This is a genomic window from Pantoea sp. DY-15, assembly GCF_019795935.1.
Taxonomy (GTDB): domain Bacteria; phylum Pseudomonadota; class Gammaproteobacteria; order Enterobacterales; family Enterobacteriaceae; genus Pantoea; species Pantoea leporis.
Genome location: NZ_JAIMIF010000001.1, coordinates 104,719 through 125,160 on the forward strand (window position 1 = coordinate 104,719; position 20,442 = coordinate 125,160).

Sequence of the window (20,442 nt, forward strand, 5' to 3'; positions counted from 1 at the left end):
TAAAGGAGTCATCATGTCGATTTGGGTTGATGCCGATGCCTGTCCCAATGTCATCAAAGAAGTGCTGTACCGCGCGGCTGAGCGCACCAAAGTTACCGTGACCTTTGTCGCCAACCAACCGCTGCGCGTGCCGCCGTCGCCGTGGCTGAAAACGCTGCAGGTTGCTGCCGGGTTTGACGTGGCCGATAACGAGATTGTGAAACGGGTGCAACCCGGCGAGCTGGTGATCACCGGCGATATTCCGCTGGCGGCAGAAGTGTTGGAGAAGGGCGCTGCGGCGCTGAATCCGCGCGGAGAGCGCTATTCGACAGACACCATTCGTCAGCGCTTAACCATGCGTGACTTTATGGAAACGATGCGCGCCAGCGGGATTCAGAGTGGCGGCCCGTCGACCTTAAGCCAACGCGACCGCCAACTGTTCGCCAATGAACTGGATAAGTGGTTACGTCAACGCTGATCAGACGAAGCTATCATCGTCGTCAAAGTCGCCGCTGCTGCCAAAGTCACCGAAATCATTGTTGTCCGCCAGGTTGTTATCCCAGCCCGAGTTATCATTCAGGAACGCATTGTTGCTGTCGTTGCCGTTAAAGGTGTCGAGGCTGTTATCGACCTGCGGCAGCGCCGGTTCGTTGATGATGTTAACGATCTCTTCCGGCTGCGAATGGTGGAACATGCTGGTCAGCATATCCGCCATCACCACGCCGCCCGCCACGCCAACGGCCGTCTGCAATGCGCCGCCGAGGAAGCCGGTGCCGCGTGCCGCTGGCGCAGCAGATTGCTGCTGCGCCGGCGCATACTGCTGTTGTGGCTGCGGCGGTGGATTCCCCCACGCTGGCTGCTGCTGTGCCGCCGGGCGCGATCCGCCACCAAACAGGCTTGAGAGAAAACCGCCGCTGCTCTGCTGCGGTGCCTGTTGCTGCTGCGCCTGCGCCAGACGATTTTCCAGATCCGTAACCTGCGCATTAAGCTTTTTCAGCGCCGCTTCCTGAATCAGGATCGCCTGTGACATGTAGTAAGGCGCGCCGGGCTGATTCTGTAAATGCTGTTTGATTAACTGCTCTGCGCCAGCATCACGCGGGCCGCTTTGCGTCTCAGCCTGTTTCAGTCGGCTGAACAGGTTTTCAATAAGTTGTTGTTCTTCGCTTTGCATGGGGAACCCTCCGTTAAGGTATGCCTCATATATGAGGGCGCGACCAGAGAAAGTAAATCAGCGGCCTGGTAAGGAAATGTTGGCCGCTGTTACATTTGGCCCGATGCACGATTCATGCATTGTTTTTTGCAGCTTAATCAAACGACTAGCTTAGGATGTGACTGAAATACGCGTAAATCGTGCCTCGCGGGTGGCTGATAAAATAAAATCCAGGTATTATGCGACGCATTATTGACCTGATGACGTTGCCCGTGCGGCACATTACGGCGGAGGATGAGCCCGGATGTCATTACCCATCTATCTGATCGGCGCACGCGGTTGCGGTAAAACCACGGTTGGCCAGGCGCTGTCGCAAGCGCTGGGCTATGCCTTCAACGATACCGATCACTATTTGCAACTCACTACGCAACGCAGCGTGGCGGAGATTGTCGCATCTGAAGGGTGGGATAGCTTCCGCGCCCGCGAAACGGAATCGCTGCGCGCGGTCACCGCTCCGAATACGGTCATCGCCACCGGCGGCGGCATGGTGCTGGCGGAAGTGAATTGTCGCTTTATGCGCGAACACGGCCAGGTGATTTGGCTGAACGCGCCTTCAGACGTGCTGGCCGATCGTCTGGAACATCAGCCGGAAGCCGCGCAGCGTCCCACCTTAACCGGCCGCCCGATTGCCGAAGAGATGGGCGATATTTTGCGTGAGCGTGCTCATTTGTATCGCCAAACCGCGCATCATGAAGTCAACGCGATGCAATCGCCCGATCGCGTAGTAGAGCAAATTCTGCAATCGCTCTCTTTAGCGCGCGCCAGCTAAACCCTCAGATTTCTCTCTGTTTTTTTGCAGCGATCCTCAGTTGTCTATACTTAGCGTTAGGCAGAGGATCACCGCTGTCTGTGGACAACTGATAGAAGAGGGAAAACAATGCCAACGAAACCACCCTATCCGCGCGTCGCGCGTATTGTCGCCGTTGAAAAAGGGTCGGCGGATCAAACCGTCACCTGGTATGAATTACGTGCCGACCATCCCAAACCCGATACATTAATAAGCGAACACAAAAGCGAAACCGAAGCGCAAGATGCCAAAGAGCGCTACGAAGACGCTGATAAAGATTAAGTTTACCCGTCATATTTCAAGCTGCAGGTGCGTTGGCTGCATGTGTTCACCCCAGTCACTTACCTAAGTAAGCTCCTGGGTTTCACCCATTTGCCGCCTCCCTGCAACTTGAATTATTTAGGGTAAAGAATCTCAGCCGAAAAACTGCCATATTCCAAAAAAGTTACACACTTTCCTGCGGAATATTTAACTCACCTGATTACGTCATTTATTTCCCACTTCACGCCGTATTTTATTCTGCCTTAAATTCCCTCAGAAACGTCCGGCTTAAAATTTGCGCTTGACCGTCAAAGCATCGCGCTTTACTTTCTGGTTATTGAAAGAGGAACTGTGTTCCATATAGTGAAACCAACGCCATGACCACACTCGAAAATGCCTCCGCTGTACTGAAGCTGTTTCAGCGCTTTGGCGTGACGCAGGGCCATCCCGGCTTGACCTTTACCGAGGTGGTGGATGCGTTGGGCTTGCCGAAAAGTACGGTATCGCGCCTGCTGGCGACCATGGAAAGTGAAGGCTTACTTGAGCGTGACGCCGAGAGGCGCTGCTTCCAGATTGGTCGCGTGCTGCTGTCGGTAGCGGGCCACTATCTGTCGACGCCGCTGGTGGATAGCGCGTCGGCACCGATGGCGCGTCTGGCTGCCAGCAGCGGTTGCATGGGCTATATCTCGGTGCTGGATGGCGACGATGTGCTGGTGATGCGCATGTATCACGGCCGTTTCTTCACCCAACTGGTGACGCCGCCGGGCACGCGTGTTTCATTGACCGGCACTTCGACCGGACGCGTGCTGCTGGCGCAGCTCAGTGATGACGAGGTTCGCGATCGTTTTGCCAGCAACTGGCAGGCGGCTTCGATGAACTCGCCGCTGAGCGTCGATGCGTTATGCAAAGAGTTAGCGGTAATTCGCCAGCAAGGCTGGGCACTGGCGCGCAATGAGACGCTGCCGGGCATCAGTTCGCTGGCGGTCGCGGTAACCAATAAACATCGCGGTGAAAGTGCCGCGCTCTGTCTCTCGTTTTTATCGCAAGAAGCGGCGCCTGGATATCCGGAGATGCTGCTCAGCGAACTACGCGCAACGGCTGCACTGATGGCCGAAAAGTACGGCGCATAATCCTGTCCAAAACAGGAAACCCTATTTTAGTTTTGAAGGCGTTTATTCGCGCCACACCAGGGAAATAGCAGGTCTTCGGACCTGCTTATTTCAATAATCAGGGAACGATTAAATAAATATGTGGATGCCCCGCGTGTCGGGCATTGCATTTTAGGGCGTTTTCTACAGGGTGAAAATACGGGGATCTCATGCGTCAAAATAATCCAATAAAAAGTGTTGGCGTTGCCTTAATGCTGGTTCTGCTGTCCGTTGCAGGCGCTATCATTGGGGTTCAACTTATTACCACCATTGGGGTAACACCCAATACCTCTATTATCGGCGCGCTATTTGCCATGCTGCTGGCGCGTATTCCACTGCAATGGTTTCGTCGCTATCGCTCCATTGAAGTACAAAACCTCGCGCAAACTGCCATCTCCTCTGCCACCTTCGGTGCGGCCAACAGCCTGTTGATGCCGATCGCTGTGCCGTGGGCGCTGGGCGAGCCGCAGCTGGTGTTGCCGCTGTTTGTTGGCGTCAGCGCGGCGATGCTGCTTGATGCTTATTTACTCTATCGTCTGTTTGATACGCGCGTCTTCCCGGCCAGCAATGCGTGGCCGCCGGGCGTGGCGGCAGCTGAAGCGATCAAAGCCGGTGACAAAGGCGGTCGTCAGGCTTGGCTGCTGGTGGTGGGGATTGTTGGCGGCATCGTGGGTTCGATGCTGAAGATCCCGATGTCGGCATTTGGTACCGCGTTTATCGGTAATATCTGGGCGCTCAGCATGCTCGGTATGGGTTTCCTGCTGCGCGCCTACGCGCAACCGGTTGCTGGCATTGATATCAACGCACTCTATATTCCGCACGGCGTGATGGTCGGTGCCGGTTTGGTGGCGTTAATTCAGGTGGTGCAGGTGATTCGCAGCCGCCGCAATGATCAGGTCAACGTCAGCCGTAGCGACAGCGAAGTCAAACGTTCGCTGGGTTTCGGCACCGTCGGTTACATCGTCATCTCCACGCTGCTGGCGCTGGCGGGCGGTCTGTGGAGCCAGATGGGCCTGCCGATGCTGGTGCTGTTTATCCTTTACGCCGCCTTTGCTGCCTTCGTGCATGAATTGATTGTTGGTATCGCCGCCATGCACTCTGGCTGGTTCCCGGCCTTTGCGGTGGCGCTGATTACCCTGATTCTCGGTATTCTGCTCGGCTTCCCGCCGTTGGCGTTGTGCCTGCTGTGTGGCTTTACCGCCGCTACCGGTCCGGCGTTTGCCGATATGGGGTATGACCTGAAAGCCGGCTTTATCCTGCGCGGCAACGGTGCCGATGTGCAGCAAGAGCTGTGGGGCCGCCGTATCCAGCTGATCGCCGCGATGATTGCCTTTGTGATCTGTATTCCCGTGGTGTGGTACGCGCACACCATTTTCTTTGCCGAGAATCTGCTGCCGCCGGTGGCGCGCGTTTATGCCAAAACCATTCAGGCCGGTGCGGAGCCGGGGATCGCTGGCAATCTGCTGATGTGGGCGATTCCGGGCGCGGTTATACAGTTGATCGGCGGACCGAAGCGTCAGCTTGGCGTCCTGCTGGCGACCGGCTTGTTAATCAACAACGCCGCGGCAGGTTGGGCGGTGATGGTGGGCATCGCGCTGCGCATTATCATCCTGCGCGTGTGGGGAGAGCGTGGACGTTCACCGATGGAGGTGATGGCCGCCGGATTTATCGCGGGCGATGCGCTCTACAGCTTCTTCCATTCACTTTTTGCCAGCGGCAGCAAAAAATAATCCAGGAAATTCATGATGAGTTTACAGCAGACACTGCAGGTCTTTGAGTTACTCGATAGCGCTTACATTGATGGCCAACAGGTGGTCGATCTGTTCGCGGCCTATCCGGGCGTCACCGCCAGCACGAAACGCGTTAGCGGGCCAAAAGGGCGGACCGATTTCGTCCGCATCGATATCCCCGGTGCGCAGGGCAAAAGCAACGGCGGCAGTGCGCCAACACTCGGCATCATTGGCCGTCTCGGCGGTATTGGTGCGCGTCCAACGCGCATTGGTATGGTATCGGATGCCGATGGCGCCGTCGCGGCGGTGAGCAGTGCCTTGAAGCTGGCGCAGATGCAGACCAAAGGCGACGTGCTGGCCGGTGATGTGATTATCACCACCCACATCTGCCCGGATGCGCCAACCCGTCCGCACGAACCGGTCGATTTCATGGATTCGCCGTGCGACGACATCACCATGAATGACAACGAAGTGATTGCTGGCGTTGATGCGATTCTGTCGATCGATACCACCAAAGGTAACCGCATCCTCAATCACAAAGGCTACGCGCTGTCGCCGACGGTGAAAGAGGGCTACATCCTGCGCGTGTCAGAAGATCTGTTACGCATCATGGAGATGACCAGCGGCAAACCGGCGGTCACCTTCCCGATCACCACGCAGGACATCACGCCATACGGCAACGGGGTTTATCACCTCAACAGTATTTTGCAACCTTCCACCGCGACGGATGTACCGGTGGTCGGCGTGGCGATCTGTGCCGAATCGGTGGTGCCGGGCTGCGGCACCGGCGCCAGCCACGAAGTGGATATCGCTTTAGCAGTGAAGTTTGCGGTCGAAGTGGCGAAAGAGTTCGGGCGTGAAACCTGTCACTTCTACGACCCACAAGAGTACGCGCTGCTGCTCTCTTTGTATGGTAGTCTCAGCCATCTGCGCACCCGGAAAGCCTGATGATGAACATCTCCCTGGTCACACTGACGATTGGTCAATCACCGCGTAGCGACATTCTGCCGCTGCTGCTGGAATATCTGCCCGCCGATCAGGTGGCGCATGCCGGTTTACTCGACGGCCTGACGCTAGCCGAAGTTGAGCTGCAGTATGCGCCCGCGCCGGGCGACAAGGTGCTGATATCGCGTATGACCAGCGGCGAGCAGGTGCGCCTGTCCGTAGCAAAAGTGGAGCAGGGACTGCAACGTAAGATCAACGCGCTGGAGCAGCAGGGCTATGACACCATTTTGCTGCTGTGCACCGGCGAGTTTGGCGCGCTGAAAACCCAATCCGCTTTGCTGCTGGAGCCCGATCGCATCATCCCACCGCTGGTACGCGCGATTGTGCAAGATCATAAAGTCGGGATTGTGGTGCCGGTGGAAGAGCAGATTGCCGAGCAGGCCAACAAGTGGCGCAACTTGATCACTCCGCCGTGTTTTGCCGTTGCCAGCCCGTATCTGGCGGAGCAGGCCGATTTGGTTGAAGCGGGATTGTCGCTGCAGGAGCAGGGCGCGGATGTGGTGGTGCTGGATTGCATCGGCTATCACCAGCAGCACCGCGATTTCCTGCAGAAAATGCTGGGCATTCCGGTACTGCTGTCGAACGTGCTGGTGGCCAAGCTGGCGGCAGAATTGATCGTCTAACGCAGGGAGATCACAAGTTGCGATCTGTGGCGCTAATTCGCGTGACAGATCAGCGAGTTCCTTAGTAATCTGCCAGTCACGATAATGTGCTGTGAGGAAGTAATATGCTCAATACAAGTGAGTATTTCGACGGAAAAGTGAAATCCATTGGTTTCGACAGCGTGACCATTGGCCGTGCCAGCGTTGGAGTGATGGCGGAAGGTGAATACACCTTCGGCACCAATCAACCGGAAGAGATGACGGTGGTGAGCGGCGCGCTGAAAGTGCTGCTGCCGGGCGAAACCGAGTGGAAATGGTACGAAGCTGGCACCAGCTTCAACGTGCCAGGCCAAAGCGAATTCCATCTGCAGGTGGCAGAGCCTTCTTCTTATCTGTGCCGCTACCTCTAAACTCAAGCTTTAGAACATCTTAAACCTGCGACTTCTGTTGAAGCGCAGGTTTTTTTATTGCGCACCCCACATAAATCCTGCAGGTTTGTCGTAGGGTCACCCTTAATGGCGACCAGGATCGAGAGGATTAACGCTTCGCTTCGCCGCCTAACGCTTCGACCAGATTGCTGATCAGCGCGGCCAGTTCGCTGGTCATCAGAATAAAATCGGCATCGAAACGCTGGGCGAAATCATCGCGGTCGATGTCATCATTCTGCTCACGCAGCGTGTCGCTGAACTTCAAACGCTTCACTGAAGCATCATCGGCGATAACGAACTGAATGCGTTCCTGCCAGTCAAGCGCTAGCTTGGTGACCACTTTACCGGCTTCAATGTGTGTAGCGATTTCGTCGGAAATCAGATCCTGCTTCTTACAGCGGATCACGCCGCCATCTTCCAGCATGGCTTTCAGCTCGGCTTCATCCATCAGGGCAAAACCGGCTGGCAGCTCACCCGAACGCACCCATTCGGTCAGCGTCAGCTCGATCGGATTCTCCAGCGTCAGCGGTACCACCGGTAGCGAACCGAGGCTTTTGCGCAGCAGCGCCAGCGTGTCTTCGGCTTTCTTGGCGCTGGCGCAATCGACGATGATCAGGTTATTAACGGTGTCGATCCACATATAAGTCTGGCTGAAACGGCTAAACGCGCGTGGCAGCAGGCTGTGCAGCACTTCATCCTTCAGCGAGTCTTTCTCGGTCTTCTTCAGCTTGCGGCTCTGTTCCGCTTCCAGCTTGTCGATTTTGGCTTCCAGCGCCTGCTTCACCACCGGCGACGGCAGAATCTTCTGCTCGGTGCGTGCGCAAATCACCAACTGACCGTTGATTTCGTGCGTCAGCGCTTCGCTGCGGTTGCCCATCGGTGAAACCCAGCCGGTTTTCGCCATATCCTGGCTGCCGCACGGTGAAAAGGTAAAGGCGTCGAGCTGTTTTTCCAGATCGTCTGCGGACAGCGGAATGTCACGATTCAGACGATAAACCATCATATTTTTAAACCACAACATCGGGATTCCTTACCGTGGGTGCGATCGGGCGCACAAGTCTCAAAGTCAGCGCGCATGATAGCGAAACATCGGATTGGTTTCATTGCCTTTCCCGATTCAGCCTTCTACTGTATTGGTCACCAGAACGAATAATGAGGAATAAATCGTGCGCATCGGGATTGATTTAGGCGGGACCAAAATTGAAGTGATTGCACTATCTGATCAGGGTCAGGAACTGTTCCGTCATCGCGTTAACACGCCGCGTGACGACTACGCTGCCACGGTTCAGGCGATTGTCGATTTAGTGCTGCTGGCGGAGGAGAAAACCGGCCAGCAGGGCACGGTCGGCATCGGCATTCCCGGCACGATTTCGCCCTACACGCAACGGGTGAAGAATGCCAACTCCACCTGGCTGAACGGTCAGCCGCTGGATAAGGATTTAGCGCAGGCGCTGAATCGTGACGTGCGCATTGCCAACGACGCGAATTGTCTGGCGGTTTCCGAAGCGGTGGATGGCGCGGGCGCGGGTCAGCCGCTGGTGTTTGCGGTGATTATCGGCACCGGATCGGGCGCGGGCGTAGCGATTGGCGGTGAGTCGCGCATTGGCGGTAACGGCAATGCTGGTGAGTGGGGCCACAATCCGCTGCCGTGGATGGATGAGGATGAATTGCGCCATCGCGCGGAAGTGCCCTGTTACTGTGGCTTGCAGGGCTGCATTGAGACCTTTGTATCGGGTACCGGCTTCGCTATCGATTATCAGCGTCTGAGCGGTAAAGCGCTGAAAGGCGCGGAGATCATCAAGCTGATTGAGCAGCAGGATCCGGTGGCGGAACTGGCGATGAATCGCTACGAAATGCGTCTGGCGAAATCGCTGGCGCAGGTCGTGAATCTGCTGGATCCCGATGTGATTGTGTTGGGCGGCGGCATGAGTAATAACGATCGCCTGTACCAAACCGTGCCGGCGCTGATGAAGCAGTGGGTGTTTGGCCGCGAGTGTGAAACGCCAGTGCTGAAGGCGGTACATGGCGATTCGAGCGGCGTGCGCGGGGCGGCATGGTTGTGGCCGTTGAAAGGGTAGTTTCTTTTACGCACCTCTGTATGTGCTCGCTTTCCCCCTCCTCGGTTTGTGCTCGCTTTCCCCCTCCTCGGTCCTCCCCCATAAATGGGGGAGGAAGATGCTGCTATATGTGAGTTTGGATGCTGCATGTGGCAGCATCTCCTTCCCCCGTTTACGGGGGAAGGCCGGGATGGGGGACAGCGTGCACACTTGCATAAATGGGGGAGGAAGATGCTGCTATATGTGAGTTTGGAGGCTGCATGTGGCAGCGTCTCCTTCCCCCGCTTGCGGGGGAAGGCCGGGATGGGGGACAGCGTGCACACTTCCATCAATGGGGGAGGAAGATGCTGCTATATGTGAGTTTGGATGCTGCATGTGGCAGCATCTCCTTCCCCCGTTTACGGGTGAAGGCCGGGATGGGGGACAGCCAGCACTAACCCACTCACTCACCCACTAACATCGAATCCTGCGGCGCGTTATCGCGCTGGGCTTTCGTCGCCAGGAAGTAGACATATCCCACCGCCATAATCGCCACAAACAAGCCGCCAATCACCGGGTTAAACCACAGCATCGCCACCAGACACACCAGCGACAGCACCAGCGCAATGCCCGGCACAATCGGATAGCCAGGCGCACGGAAGCTGCGTTCCATCTCTGGCGCAGTGCGACGCAGTTTGAACAGGCTCAGCATACTCATCAGATACATCACAATCGCGCCGAACACCGCCATGGTGATCATCGCAGCGGTCAGCGTCATGCCTTGCAGATTAATGAAACCATCGCTGTAGATGGCGGCGATGCCAATCAAACCGCCGGCGATAATCGCGCGGTGCGGCGTCTGGAAGCGTGACAGCTTTGCCAGACTTTGCGGCAGATAACCGGCGCGGGCGAGGGCGAAGAACTGGCGCGAATAGCCGAGAATAATGCCGTGGAAGCTGGCAATCAGACCAAACAGACCGATCCACACCAGCATGTGCATCCAGTTGGAGTTTTCACCGACAATCATCTTCATCGCCTGCGGCAGCGGATCGTTGATGTCCGACAGCTTGCGCCAGTCGCCAGCGCCACCGGCCAGCAGCATCACGCCAATCGCCAGCACCACCAGCGTCAGAATGCCGGTGATATAGGCTTTGGGAATGGTGCGTTTGGGATCTTTGGCCTCTTCGGCCGCCATCGCGGCGCCTTCAATTGCCAGGAAGAACCAGATAGCGAAAGGAATCGCGGCGAAGATGCCAGACATCGCCGGCATGCCGAAGTGATCGCTGCCCGCCCAGCCGTTAGCGGCAAAGTTGGCGATGCTGAAGCCCGGCGACACCACGCCCATAAACACCAGCAGCTCCAGAACCGCCAGCACCGTGACCACCAATTCGAACATCGCCGCCAGTTTGACGCCAAGAATGTTCAGCGTCATGAAGACGATATAGGCCCCGACCGCGGCGGTTTTCGGATTGAGATCGGGATATTGCACGTTGAGGTAAGCGCCAATCGCCATGGCAATCGCCGGCGGTGCGAACACGAACTCAATCAGCGTGGCGAGGCCCGCAATCAAGCCGCCGGTTTCGCCGAACGCGCGGCGGCTATAGGCAAACGGACCGCCCGCATGCGGAATCGCGGTGGTCAGTTCGGTAAAGCTGAAAATGAAGCAGGTATACATGGTGGCGATCATCGCGGTGGTGATCAGAAATCCCAGCGTGCCCGCCACGCCCCAGCCGTAACTCCAGCCAAAATATTCCCCGGAAATCACCAGTCCAACCGCAATGCCCCACAAATGCAGGGTGCCCAGCGTGGGTTTGAGCTTATTCGTCATCATCTTCTCCCCGTCGTTATTGTTGGTGCGGCAGCTTCACCGCGCTTTTTTATCTTTGCGCTACAGTGAAGTGATAATGCCGCTGCCGGACGCGGGAAAACTTGACGCGGGCGCAGTGAGTTTTGTCCTCCACGGTCAACTCTAAGGCAAGAAAAGTGCCAGATGCACGCTGCGGTCAACTTTGGGTTGTCTGCGGTCAAGCAGTCAGGACGACGTCATCCCATGCTGATATCACTTACTTGATGCTGGAGATTGATGAATGAGTGCCGAACAGTCCGATACCTTAACCGATACTGAAATCACCTTGCTGGCGCATCAGGCGCTGGCCCGTTATCCCGCAGCACTGCGCGGCGAACTCAAGCTGCTGTGCCGGTCGGAAAATGCCACCTTCCTGTTGCAGGCGGCGGGCAAACGCTATGCGCTGCGTCTGCATCGTCCTAACTATCACAGCAAAGCGGACATTCAGAGCGAGCTGCTGTGGCTGGATGCGCTGCGTGACATTGGCATCATGGTGCCGCAGGCGATCCCGGCCAGCGAGGGTGAGACCGTGCTGACGCTGCCGATGGCAAACGGCGACGAGCGCTACGCCGTGTTGTTCCACTGGATTGAGGGTGACATGCCCACCACCGATGTCGATCCCAAAGCGTTTCAGCAGCTGGGTCACATCACCGCGCGCTTGCATCAGCACAGCCGCAGCTGGCAGAAACCGGCGGGTTTTCAGCGCATCATCTGGGATCATCACACCATGGTCAGCGATCATAGCCATTGGGGACGCTGGCAGGATGCGCCGAACCTCAATCCGGCCGATCACGGCATCGTCGCCGAAGCGGTAGCGCGCGTCGGGCAGGAGCTGCAGGGCTTTGGCAAAGGGGCGGATCGTTATGGTTTGATCCACGCCGATCTGCGTCTGACCAACCTGCTGCTGCATAAAGGCGAAACGCGGGTGATCGACTTTGATGACTGCGGACTCGGCTGGTATCTGCACGATCTGGCGGCAGCGATCAGTTTTGTTGAGCACCATCCGCGCGCCGCCGAATGGGTGGATAACTGGATCCTCGGTTACGAAAAAGTGGCGCACATCAGTGATGACGAGATGGCGCTGGTGCCGACGCTGCTGATCCAGCGCCGCATTCAGATGACGGCGTGGATGGGATCACACGCGGAAACGGAAATGGCATTGAGCCTTGGGCCGCGCTGGGCCGATCACTCGGTGCGCCTCTGCCGACGTTATCTGGAAACCAATCAGCTGCCGGTTGGCGTCTGATGCACCAGCAGTGAGCAGCTTTGCGCTGTCGCGGCGCAGCAAAGGTCGCCATTCATGGCGGCCCTGCGACAAAATCCGCAAATCATCCGCCTGGTACGAATATTGCTGGAATCTTCAACCTGTTTCACTCGCGCCACACGCAGAGGTTCCGATGCAATCACTCATAACACCCACTGAAGCCTTGAGCGCCTTGTCCGTCAGCGCCAGCAACCGCGGCGTTTTGGCGGCGGCGGCCACCGGACTGAGCGGGTTTATCACTGACAAAGGCGGCGATGTCGATCGTATTTTTGGCATCAGCGGCATCAACTCCGAACTGCTGGCGAGCCCCACGCTAAGCCTGGGTTTGGTGAACTACTGCCGCGTGATGGAAGAGGCAGCGCGTCATTCCGGTTTTGATAACTTCGGTTTGCATTACGGCAAGCAGTTCAAACCGCAGTCATTAGGCTTGATTGGGTATATCGGCCTCTGTTCGCCCACGCTGGAGCAGGCGCTGCACAACGTGGTGAACGCCTTTCCGTGGCATCAGCACGACACGCTGACGCGGCTGGTGGATAAAGGCGAGTGCTGGCGGCTCGATTATCAGGTGCGCCACGGCGCGATCCTCTCCAGACGTCAGGATGCGGAGCTGACGCTCGGCATGTTTCTCAACTTGATCCGCCACGTTGCCGGCAAAAACTGGGCACCGCGTGAAGTGCACTTCGAACATCCGCGCCCGGAGCAGTGGCACGAGCACTGCAAAGTATTTGATGCGCCGGTGTGGTTTGATCAACCGTTCAACTCATTACTGATCCCGAAACGCGATCTGCTGCGCAGCATGCCGGAACAAGATCCGATGTTGCTGATGGTGATGCAGGATGCTATCCGCCGCCTGAACAGTTGTGCCAGCCTGCAAAGCGTGGTGGAGCAGGCGCGATCGCAGGTCAATCTGTCACTGATGCAGGGCGAACCGGTGCTGGAAGAGATTGCCGAAAAAATGGGCTTGTCGAGCTGGTCGCTGCAACGGCGGCTGCGTGAAGAGGGCATCAGTTTCACGGCGCTGGTGGACAAGGTACGCTGCGAGATGGCGACGCACTATCTGCAACAGAAGCAGCTGCCAATCTCAGAGATGGCGCTGCTGCTCGGCTATTCCGAAGTCAGCGCCTTCTCCCGCGCCTTCCGCCGCTGGTTTGGCATCAGCCCGCGCCAGTGGCGCCAGGATGGCTCGGCGTTGCCGGGGCAAAACCGAACCACGCTGGCTGGCTAGCGTCCGGCGGCGGCGGTAAATCTTTGCTTTGACCAATCAACTGCCAGGCGCGCAGGCATAGCGTTTCGTCGCCTTGCGTCTGCGTCACCGCGTAGCGCCCGCTGTTTTGCCACTCAAGCCGCACCAGACATTGCTGACCGGCATAACGCCGCGCATCGCGGAAATGCTGGTTAAGTTGATGCTGCATCTCATCAGTCCATTTGCAGGATGCGCTACCTGGCGCACTCAGGGGCTGACACAGATTGGCGATGTTATCCTGTTGCTTTGGCTGAGAATGCTGACAAGCGCTGAGCGTCGCAACAATCATTAATCCGCCCAATAATCCCGCCATTCGATTCATTAAATTCATTAATATGCCTGTATTTTCACTAAAATTCCTCTCCCTCACTGCCGACAGTCTACAGACCGACTCAACCAATGCTATGGCATTACTCTGACTGTCGGCAGAACCAGAATTTGCCGCAGCCTCGCAGCTTTATCCCCTTTTGATTCATGGATTAGAAATGCAGAAAAAATATGCCCTTGCGGCACTCTTCTTGTTAAGCGCCAGACTGCTCAGCGGCTGCATGACATCTTCCACGCGGACAGCGCACTGTATATTTCAGTGACCGATTACGGCAGCAGCTATCAGGTGATCCAGAGCGTGACCAAGGTGTCTGCGACGGCGCGTCTGGTGGATTTGCGCAGCGGTAAAGAGCTGTGGCAAGGCATTGCCACCGCCAGCGACGCTGAAGATGGCAATAGCAATAACGGCGGCATCATTGGCATGTTGGTGTCAGTCGCTTAAGCGCAGTGCGACTTTCGTTCGCCCTATGCTGAGGCAGTTGCAGCACTTTCGTGCGGCGACCGAGCAGAGGGCGCCTGGCTGCACTGAAACCCGGGCCCTGCGCCAGCCCAACCCGCCGCTTCGCGGTGCCTTCACTCATTTACGATTCCTGACGGACCGGCGGCGATTCGCTCTTGCTCAGCGCCGCCTCTCGCCGCATCCATGCGGCTCGCCCTGGAGTCCCTCATTCGCTCAGCGGTTTGGGATGTCGCCTCAACACACTTGCTGCAGCATCAATGCATTATTTTGACTCACAGTCGCTACAAATCCCGTAGGTTCGCCATTTATGGCGACCTGCTTTATTCGCCTGGCAGCTCCAGCTTGCTGTAACCCAGGCCATTCATCTTGCGGACGCGGATCTGCACCGGAATACGCTCCTTCATCGCTTCCACATGGCTAATCACGCCAATGGTTTTGCCGCTGGCGTTGAGGGCGTCGAGCGCATCCAGCGCGGTATCCAACGTCTCGGCATCCAGCGTACCGAAGCCTTCGTCAAGGAACAGCGATTCTATGCGCGTTTTATGACTCACCAAATCCGACAGCGCTAACGCCAGCGCCAGGCTGACGAGGAAACTCTCGCCACCTGACAGCGTGCGCGTATCGCGCGTGGCGTCGGCCTGCCAGGTATCAACCACTTCCAGCTCCAGCTCCTCACTGATGCGGCGCTGCAGCAGATAGCGACCGTGCAGGCGATCGAGCTGACGGTTCGCCAGCCACACCAGATGATCGAGCGTCAGGCCTTGCGCAAAGCGGCGGAATTTATCGCCTTTGGCTGAACCCACCAGATCGTTCAGGCGGCCCAGCTGCGCCAGCTCCACTTCATCGGTGGCGATTTGCGTCAGTAACGATTGCTGCTGCAAACGCTGTTGCGCATCGCTGTGCAACTGCTGCTGCGCTTCACCCTGTTGACGGGCATTGTCACGCAACGTCACGCGCAGCTGTTCCAGCTGCTGCTGAATCGTGGCGGCGATCTCGTCGCTCAGATCCGCAGGCCGCTGCTGCTGATGCGCCGTCCAGCGCTGCGAGAGCTGTTCGCTGAGGGTAAGCTGCTGCTGGCGCTGCTGATCGAGCGTTTGCAACTGCTGGCGCAGCTGCTGCACCTCGCGCTCCTCCAGCAGGGCGGCACGCAGCGCGCTTTCATCCGCAAAATCACTCTGCTGCAGCGCAGCGAGGAAGGCGCTTTCTGCGGCAGCAGCGCGCTCACGCAAGGTGTGCTGCTGCGCAGCGATCTGCTCGCACTGCCCATCCAGGCTGTGCAGCAAGCTTTGCGCCTGTTGCCACTGTTGGAGCTGCTGCGCCAGCGCCTGTTCACACTGTTGCAGCGCGGCGTGCTGCTGCTGCCGGGCTTCCGCCACCAGACGATCGCCAAATAGCTGCTGACGCTGTTGCTGCTGCTGCTGGCGTTGCTGCTGTAAAGCGCTGAGCGTCTGCTGCAGCTCATCGAGCCGCTGCTGTTCACGCGCCAGATTCTGCTGCAGGCTGCTGCGCTCGCTTTCGGCTTTTGCCAGCTGCGGCTGCAACTCGCCGTGTAACCGCTCATTTTCCTGCCATGCGGTCCAGCGCTGTTGTAACGCGCGCAGCCAGCTTTCCCGCTCAGCCACATCTGGCAGGACGAGCTGATGCTGCGCCAGCTGTTGTTGCAGCTGCTGCGCCAGTTGCTGCATGGCGCTGCGCTCGCTGGCTTCGCGCTGGCTGATTTCATCCAGCGTCTGCTGCGTGCTGGCGATCTGCTGCTGCGCCAGCTGCTGCTGATTCTGATGATGCTGCCACAGCTGCTGCTGTTGCAGATGCGCGTCCTTTGCCTGCTGCAGCGCACGCGCGGCGTTTTCCCGCGTCTGCAGCTGCTGTTGCTGCAACTGCTCCCGCGCATCCTGCTGCTGTTGCCACTGCGCAAAATCGTCCTGCTGCTCCAGCGTGCAGGTAAGTGCCAGCTCACTGCTCAGCGCTTGCCATTGAGTGTTCACCGTCGCCAACTGCTGATCGTAATCGCTGATTTCCTGCTGCAACGCCTGCTGCTGTTGCAGCGACAGCTTCTGCTGCTCGCCTTTGGCGGTGCCGGACTCTTTCAGCTGCGCCACGCGCGTTTCCAACGTGGCCAGACGCTGCTGATTGGCGCCGGGCTCAAGCTGCTGATATTGCGCGATCGCCGGATGCTGGCACGAGCCGCACAGCGGGCAGGGCTGATCTGGCTGCAATTTGGCGCGCTCGTCGGCCAGTTCGGCGATGGTGCGCTCCAGCTCGCAGATTTTGCGCACATCGAGCAGCGCCTGATGTTCCCGTTTGTACTCTTCGCGCAGTGCCTGCAACGCCTGTTCAGCGTCCTGATGCTGCTGCTGGAGCAGCGTCAGTTTCTGCTGACGCTGCAACCGCTGCGGCTGCAACGCGCGCCACTGCGCGGCGAGCAGGCTGAGCTGTTGGCGTGCAGGGCGTTGGGTTTGATGCTGCGTCAGGGCTTCGCGCAGTTGCGCGCTGCCGATCTCCGCCTCAAGCGAAGTCAGTGCTTGCTCCGCTTGCAGACGCTGCTGCGCGGCCTGCGCTTCGGCTTGCTGCAACGGTTGCGCCGCCTGTTCACGCTGAGTCTGCGCCTGTTGATGCTGCTCCAGCTGGCTGCGCTGCTGTTGGTGCTGTGCGATGAGCTGCGTCAGCGTCTGCTCGCGCTCATCCAGCCGGGCAATCTCCGCCTGCCAGCGCGTCAGTTCAGCGCCCCAATGGGCGACAGCGGCTTCGCGGGTGCGGAATTCCTGCTGCTGCGCTAACTGTTGTTGTAAACGTTCACTTACCTGCTGTTGCTGGCTCAGCGCGGTTTGGCTGGTTTGCAGCGCCTGTTGCTGCTGCAGATGCAGCCGCTGCTGTTCATCCAGTTGCTGCGAGGTGGTGGTGATCTGTTGATCGAGCGGGATAACCTGCTCGGTGAGCAGCGTTTCAAGCTGCTGCTGTTGCTGTAACGCCTGCTCGCGCGCCTGCTGCGCGGCCTGATAATGGCTTTCGCCCTGTTGCAGCGCGGTTTTGGCTTGCAGCAGTTGCGCCTGCAACTGCTGCGATTGCTGTTCCAGCGTACCGAGATCGCCCTGCAACTGTTCGCGCTGCTGCAACTTCTCGCGCAGTTTTTCCGCCGGTTCGGCGCGCGCCAGCCGCTGACGATCGCCATCCGCCTGCTGCCAGGCCTGTTGCGCGGCAAGCAGCGTCTGTTCGGCCTGCTGCTGCTCCTGCGTTAGCTGTTGCTGCTGCACCAGCCATTGCTGCTGATGCTGCGCCAGCGTCAGCTGTTCGCTGAGAATTTTCTCCTGTGTGCCGAGTTCCGCCAGCTGCTGCGACAGCTCGGTGCGGCGCGCTTCATCGAGCAGCGACATGCCACCGGCGCGGGCGCGCAGCGTATCCAGCTCGCTGCGCGCGGTGCGCCAGCGCTCGTAGATCTGCACCGAGATTTGTCCGTAGATCTCGGTGCCGGTCAGCTCTTCCAGCAGCTCGGCGCGTTCGCCGGGTTTGGCATTCAGGAAGGCGGCAAACTGACCTTGCGACAGCATCATCGAACGGGTAAAGCGGGCGAAATCGAGCCCCGACAGGGTTTCAATCGCTTTCAGCTTGTCGCCGACTTTATCGGCGATGATCTGATTATCCGCGACGCGCGCCAGCTCGACGCGCGGTGCCTGCAACTTGCCGTCGGCCTGACCACGCGCACGGTTCTGGCTCCAGAAGGCGCGCCAGGCTTCGCCTTTGATCTCAAACTCCACTTCTGCCAGACACTCGGCGGTGTCGCGGGTGATCAGCTCGTTCTGGGTTTGCGACAGCGTGCCGAGGCGCGGCGTCTGGTGATAGAGCGCCAGACAAATAGCATCAAGTAAGGTGGTTTTGCCCGCGCCGGTGGCGCCGGTAATGGCAAACAAACCGTTGCTGGCAAAGGGTTCACGGCGGAAATCGATAAACCATTCCCCGCGTAACGCATTGAGATTTTTAAAGCGTAACGTCAAAATTTTCATGCGGATGGATTCTCCAGCGCGGCAAGCTGGGTGCGGAACAGCTGCGTTAACTGCTCGGCCTGCTCTGCATCCAGCTGATCTTCCTGCGCCAGTCGGCGAGCAAACACGTCTTCCACTTTTAGTTCGCTCAGGGTTTCGTTCTCCAGCCGTTCGAGACTGCGCTGCCGCTGTTCGCGGCTGCGGCGCACCAGTAGCACTTCGACCGGCAGGTTTTCGGTGAGCGCTTCAATGCGGCGTTGCAGATCGCTGAGGTATTCCTGGGTAGTGATCTCAATATCCAGCCAGGTTGGCTGTTCGCAGGCGATTTCACTGAATTGCGCCAGCTGATGTTCAATCTCCGCCATCGAGCCTTTCAGCATCTGCATCGGCTGGAAGTGCGGAATGGTCAGCGGCGTCACTTCCTTGAGCTTGTCACCAAATTCCAGCAGGAAGACGCTTTTCTCGCGGCCGAGTTCATCAAAACTGAGCGGAATTGGCGAGCCGCTGTAACGAATGTGCTCGCTGTTGGCGATGCGCTGGGCGCGATGAATGTGACCGAGCGCGATGTAATCGGCGGGCGGAAACGCCTGCGCCGGGAAGGCATCCAGCGTGCCGATATAGATGTCGCGCACCGAATCGCTTTTGGTGACGCCAACGGTGGTGAGATGGCCGGTGGCGATGATCGGCAGCGTAACTTCCTGTGCATCGCGCTGCGCCTGCGCGGCAGCAAAGCAGTGCTGATAATGCTGCTCGATCGCCTCCAGCAGCGAGATCTGCTTTTCGCGGCCGGATTGTCCGGCCTGGCTGCGCAGAATGTCGCGCGGACGCAGATAAGGAATGGCGCACAGCAGCGCGCCCGGCGCGCCATCGCGCTGTTTTAGGGTTAACACCTGCTGTTCGCCCTGCGGCGTGGCGCTGGTAATCACCTGCGTATTCAGGCAGGCCAGCAGCTCGCGCGATTCATTCAGCGTCGCCACCGAGTCGTGATTGCCCGCCAGCACCACCAATTGGCAGCCGCTTGGCTGCAGCGCCACCACAAAACGGTTAAACATTTCACGCGCGTAGCTCGGCGGCGAACCGGTATCAAACAGATCGCCGGCGATAATCAGCGCATCCACCTGATGCTGCACAATCTGATCCAGCAGCCAGTCGAGAAACGCCTGATGTTCCCGCGCGCGACTTTTGCTGTAAAAGAACTGACCGAGATGCCAGTCAGCGGTGTGAATGATGCGCATGTTTGCTCCGTGCTCTGTTTAGCGAAGGCGAATTATAACCACTTAAGATCACAAAGAAAAAAAGCAGAATTTTATTGTGACATTTCTGTTTTTTATCTATCTATCTTAGGGCGGTGTTTTCATAAAAGTGTCACAAAACTGACGCATAATGGCGCCGCAAATCCCAGTGACACGGTGTCACACTAGCAGGAGTTACAATGGCTAAGCGCATTTTGGTTGTGGAAGACGAAGCTCCCATCCGTGAAATGTTATGTTTCGTGCTGGAACAGAATGATTACCAGCCTATTGAGGCGGAAGATTATGACAGCGCGATTGGTAAGCTGATCGAACCCTGGCCTGATTTGATTCTGCTGGACTGGATGTTGCCCGGCGGCAGCGGGATTCAGTTTATTAAGCATTTGAAGCGCGAAGCCATGACGCGCGACATTCCGGTGATGATGCTGACGGCGCGCGGGGAAGAAGAAGATCGCGTGCGCGGTCTGGAAGTGGGCGCGGATGATTACATCACCAAGCCATTCTCACCGAAAGAGCTGATGGCGCGTATCAAAGCGGTGATGCGCCGTATTTCGCCGATGGCGGTGGAAGAGGTGATTGAGATGCAGGGCCTGAGCCTCGATCCTTCCTCACATCGCGTGATGTCGGAAACCACGCCGCTGGAGATGGGACCGACCGAGTACAAACTGCTGCACTTCTTTATGACCCACCCGGAACGCGTGTACAGCCGCGAACAGCTGCTGAACCATGTTTGGGGCACCAATGTGTATGTCGAAGATCGCACCGTCGATGTGCATATTCGCCGTTTACGTAAAGCACTGGAATTAACCGGCCACGATCGCATGGTTCAAACCGTGCGCGGAACAGGGTATCGTTTCTCTGCCCGCTACTAAACGTAAACGGAGTGTTT

18 protein-coding genes and 1 pseudogene are annotated in these 20,442 nt (G+C 57.9%); 13 read left to right on the top strand and 6 right to left on the bottom strand.

The features are described from left to right. Positions 1–13 precede the first annotated feature (13 nt). The gene (locus K5Y32_RS00525) at positions 14–457 is read left to right on the top strand and encodes a YaiI/YqxD family protein (protein ID WP_008106050.1); all 444 of its coding nucleotides are present in this window, start codon (positions 14–16) and stop codon (positions 455–457) included. Here the strand turns inward: K5Y32_RS00525 and K5Y32_RS00530 are convergent, their stop codons facing one another. Further along, positions 458–1,150: a DUF2076 domain-containing protein gene (locus K5Y32_RS00530; protein WP_222181527.1), complete on the bottom strand. Its 693-nt coding sequence runs from the start codon at positions 1,148–1,150 to the stop codon at positions 458–460. It abuts the gene before it with no gap. A gap of 283 nt (positions 1,151–1,433) precedes the next feature. Between K5Y32_RS00530 and aroL the strand changes: the two genes are divergently transcribed. The 7 genes from aroL (at position 1,434) to ppnP (ending at position 7,132) form a co-directional block, all read left to right on the top strand. Continuing rightward, positions 1,434–1,958, top strand: a complete 525-nt coding sequence (aroL, locus tag K5Y32_RS00535; protein WP_110867770.1) for a shikimate kinase AroL — start codon at positions 1,434–1,436, stop codon at positions 1,956–1,958. 108 nt (positions 1,959–2,066) lie between these two features. Next, positions 2,067–2,258 (top strand): YaiA family protein, encoded by a 192-nt coding sequence (locus K5Y32_RS00540; RefSeq protein ID WP_192236728.1) that lies wholly within the window; start codon positions 2,067–2,069, stop codon positions 2,256–2,258. Positions 2,259–2,614: 356 nt separating this feature from the next. Then, entirely contained in the window at positions 2,615–3,367 is a 753-nt protein-coding gene (locus K5Y32_RS00545; protein ID WP_222181528.1) for an IclR family transcriptional regulator, read from the top strand. A 188-nt stretch (positions 3,368–3,555) separates the two neighbouring features. Beyond that, entirely contained in the window at positions 3,556–5,115 is a 1,560-nt protein-coding gene (locus K5Y32_RS00550; RefSeq protein ID WP_222181529.1) for an OPT/YSL family transporter, read from the top strand. A gap of 15 nt (positions 5,116–5,130) precedes the next feature. After that, positions 5,131–6,063 (top strand): DUF1177 domain-containing protein, encoded by a 933-nt coding sequence (locus K5Y32_RS00555; RefSeq protein ID WP_110867768.1) that lies wholly within the window; start codon positions 5,131–5,133, stop codon positions 6,061–6,063. A gap of 2 nt (positions 6,064–6,065) precedes the next feature. Further along, positions 6,066–6,743 carry an AroM family protein gene (locus K5Y32_RS00560; protein WP_222182854.1) on the top strand — a complete coding sequence of 226 codons (678 nt, stop codon included), beginning with the start codon at positions 6,066–6,068 and terminating at the stop codon, positions 6,741–6,743. Positions 6,744–6,847: 104 nt separating this feature from the next. Next, entirely contained in the window at positions 6,848–7,132 is a 285-nt protein-coding gene (ppnP, locus tag K5Y32_RS00565) for a pyrimidine/purine nucleoside phosphorylase (RefSeq protein WP_101762466.1), read from the top strand. 127 nt (positions 7,133–7,259) lie between these two features. Here the strand turns inward: ppnP and rdgC are convergent, their stop codons facing one another. Next, positions 7,260–8,171: a recombination-associated protein RdgC gene (gene rdgC / locus K5Y32_RS00570; protein ID WP_222181530.1), complete on the bottom strand. Its 912-nt coding sequence runs from the start codon at positions 8,169–8,171 to the stop codon at positions 7,260–7,262. A 145-nt stretch (positions 8,172–8,316) separates the two neighbouring features. Here rdgC and mak point away from each other — a divergent pair, with 145 nt between their 5' ends. Beyond that, positions 8,317–9,228, top strand: coding sequence for a fructokinase (gene mak / locus K5Y32_RS00575; RefSeq protein ID WP_110867766.1), 912 nt, complete (start codon positions 8,317–8,319; stop codon positions 9,226–9,228). A gap of 421 nt (positions 9,229–9,649) precedes the next feature. Here mak and eat read toward each other — a convergent pair whose 3' ends face one another. Further along, entirely contained in the window at positions 9,650–11,014 is a 1,365-nt protein-coding gene (gene eat, locus K5Y32_RS00580) for an ethanolamine permease (protein WP_061717487.1), read from the bottom strand. 259 nt (positions 11,015–11,273) lie between these two features. Between eat and K5Y32_RS00585 the strand changes: the two genes are divergently transcribed. Further along, on the top strand, positions 11,274–12,278 hold the full coding sequence (locus K5Y32_RS00585) for a phosphotransferase enzyme family protein (protein WP_222181531.1): 1,005 nt from the start codon (positions 11,274–11,276) through the stop codon (positions 12,276–12,278). A 151-nt stretch (positions 12,279–12,429) separates the two neighbouring features. Next, positions 12,430–13,521: an AraC family transcriptional regulator gene (locus tag K5Y32_RS00590; RefSeq protein WP_101762461.1), complete on the top strand. Its 1,092-nt coding sequence runs from the start codon at positions 12,430–12,432 to the stop codon at positions 13,519–13,521. On the opposite strand, the gene K5Y32_RS00595 is transcribed toward K5Y32_RS00590, so the two are convergent. Further along, the gene (locus tag K5Y32_RS00595; RefSeq protein WP_222181532.1) at positions 13,451–13,870 is read right to left on the bottom strand and encodes a cell envelope integrity TolA C-terminal domain-containing protein; all 420 of its coding nucleotides are present in this window, start codon (positions 13,868–13,870) and stop codon (positions 13,451–13,453) included. The genes K5Y32_RS00590 and K5Y32_RS00595 overlap by 71 nt on opposite strands. 204 nt (positions 13,871–14,074) lie before the next feature. On the opposite strand from K5Y32_RS00595, the pseudogene K5Y32_RS00600 reads away from it, so the two are divergent. Further along, positions 14,075–14,305 (top strand): annotated as a pseudogene (locus K5Y32_RS00600) (GNA1162 family protein); the annotation flags it as partial. A 341-nt stretch (positions 14,306–14,646) separates the two neighbouring features. Here the strand turns inward: K5Y32_RS00600 and K5Y32_RS00605 are convergent. Both K5Y32_RS00605 and sbcD read right to left on the bottom strand, forming a co-directional pair. Beyond that, positions 14,647–18,324: an AAA family ATPase gene (locus K5Y32_RS00605; RefSeq protein WP_222181533.1), complete on the bottom strand. Its 3,678-nt coding sequence runs from the start codon at positions 18,322–18,324 to the stop codon at positions 14,647–14,649. Further along, positions 18,321–19,538, bottom strand: a complete 1,218-nt coding sequence (gene sbcD / locus K5Y32_RS00610; protein ID WP_222181534.1) for an exonuclease subunit SbcD — start codon at positions 19,536–19,538, stop codon at positions 18,321–18,323. Before sbcD ends, K5Y32_RS00605 begins: the two co-directional genes overlap by 4 nt. Before the next feature lie 197 nt (positions 19,539–19,735). On the opposite strand from sbcD, the gene phoB reads away from it, so the two are divergent. Next, positions 19,736–20,425 (top strand): phosphate response regulator transcription factor PhoB, encoded by a 690-nt coding sequence (gene phoB / locus K5Y32_RS00615; RefSeq protein ID WP_007887040.1) that lies wholly within the window; start codon positions 19,736–19,738, stop codon positions 20,423–20,425. Positions 20,426–20,442 lie beyond the last annotated feature (17 nt).

Coding starts and splice junctions, on each gene's coding strand:
- K5Y32_RS00550 (WP_222181529.1), top strand. CDS start 3,556: ATGCGTCAAAATAATCCAATAAAAAGTGTTGGCGTTGCCTTAATGCTG.
- K5Y32_RS00530 (WP_222181527.1), bottom strand. CDS start 1,150: ATGCAAAGCGAAGAACAACAACTTATTGAAAACCTGTTCAGCCGACTG.
- K5Y32_RS00525 (WP_008106050.1), top strand. CDS start 14: ATGTCGATTTGGGTTGATGCCGATGCCTGTCCCAATGTCATCAAAGAA.
- K5Y32_RS00555 (WP_110867768.1), top strand. CDS start 5,131: ATGAGTTTACAGCAGACACTGCAGGTCTTTGAGTTACTCGATAGCGCT.
- K5Y32_RS00595 (WP_222181532.1), bottom strand. CDS start 13,870: ATGAATTTAATGAATCGAATGGCGGGATTATTGGGCGGATTAATGATT.
- phoB (WP_007887040.1), top strand. CDS start 19,736: ATGGCTAAGCGCATTTTGGTTGTGGAAGACGAAGCTCCCATCCGTGAA.
- sbcD (WP_222181534.1), bottom strand. CDS start 19,538: ATGCGCATCATTCACACCGCTGACTGGCATCTCGGTCAGTTCTTTTAC.
- K5Y32_RS00605 (WP_222181533.1), bottom strand. CDS start 18,324: ATGAAAATTTTGACGTTACGCTTTAAAAATCTCAATGCGTTACGCGGG.
- K5Y32_RS00545 (WP_222181528.1), top strand. CDS start 2,615: ATGACCACACTCGAAAATGCCTCCGCTGTACTGAAGCTGTTTCAGCGC.
- K5Y32_RS00540 (WP_192236728.1), top strand. CDS start 2,067: ATGCCAACGAAACCACCCTATCCGCGCGTCGCGCGTATTGTCGCCGTT.
- ppnP (WP_101762466.1), top strand. CDS start 6,848: ATGCTCAATACAAGTGAGTATTTCGACGGAAAAGTGAAATCCATTGGT.
- K5Y32_RS00585 (WP_222181531.1), top strand. CDS start 11,274: ATGAGTGCCGAACAGTCCGATACCTTAACCGATACTGAAATCACCTTG.
- rdgC (WP_222181530.1), bottom strand. CDS start 8,171: ATGTTGTGGTTTAAAAATATGATGGTTTATCGTCTGAATCGTGACATT.
- eat (WP_061717487.1), bottom strand. CDS start 11,014: ATGACGAATAAGCTCAAACCCACGCTGGGCACCCTGCATTTGTGGGGC.
- K5Y32_RS00560 (WP_222182854.1), top strand. CDS start 6,066: ATGAACATCTCCCTGGTCACACTGACGATTGGTCAATCACCGCGTAGC.
- aroL (WP_110867770.1), top strand. CDS start 1,434: ATGTCATTACCCATCTATCTGATCGGCGCACGCGGTTGCGGTAAAACC.
- K5Y32_RS00590 (WP_101762461.1), top strand. CDS start 12,430: ATGCAATCACTCATAACACCCACTGAAGCCTTGAGCGCCTTGTCCGTC.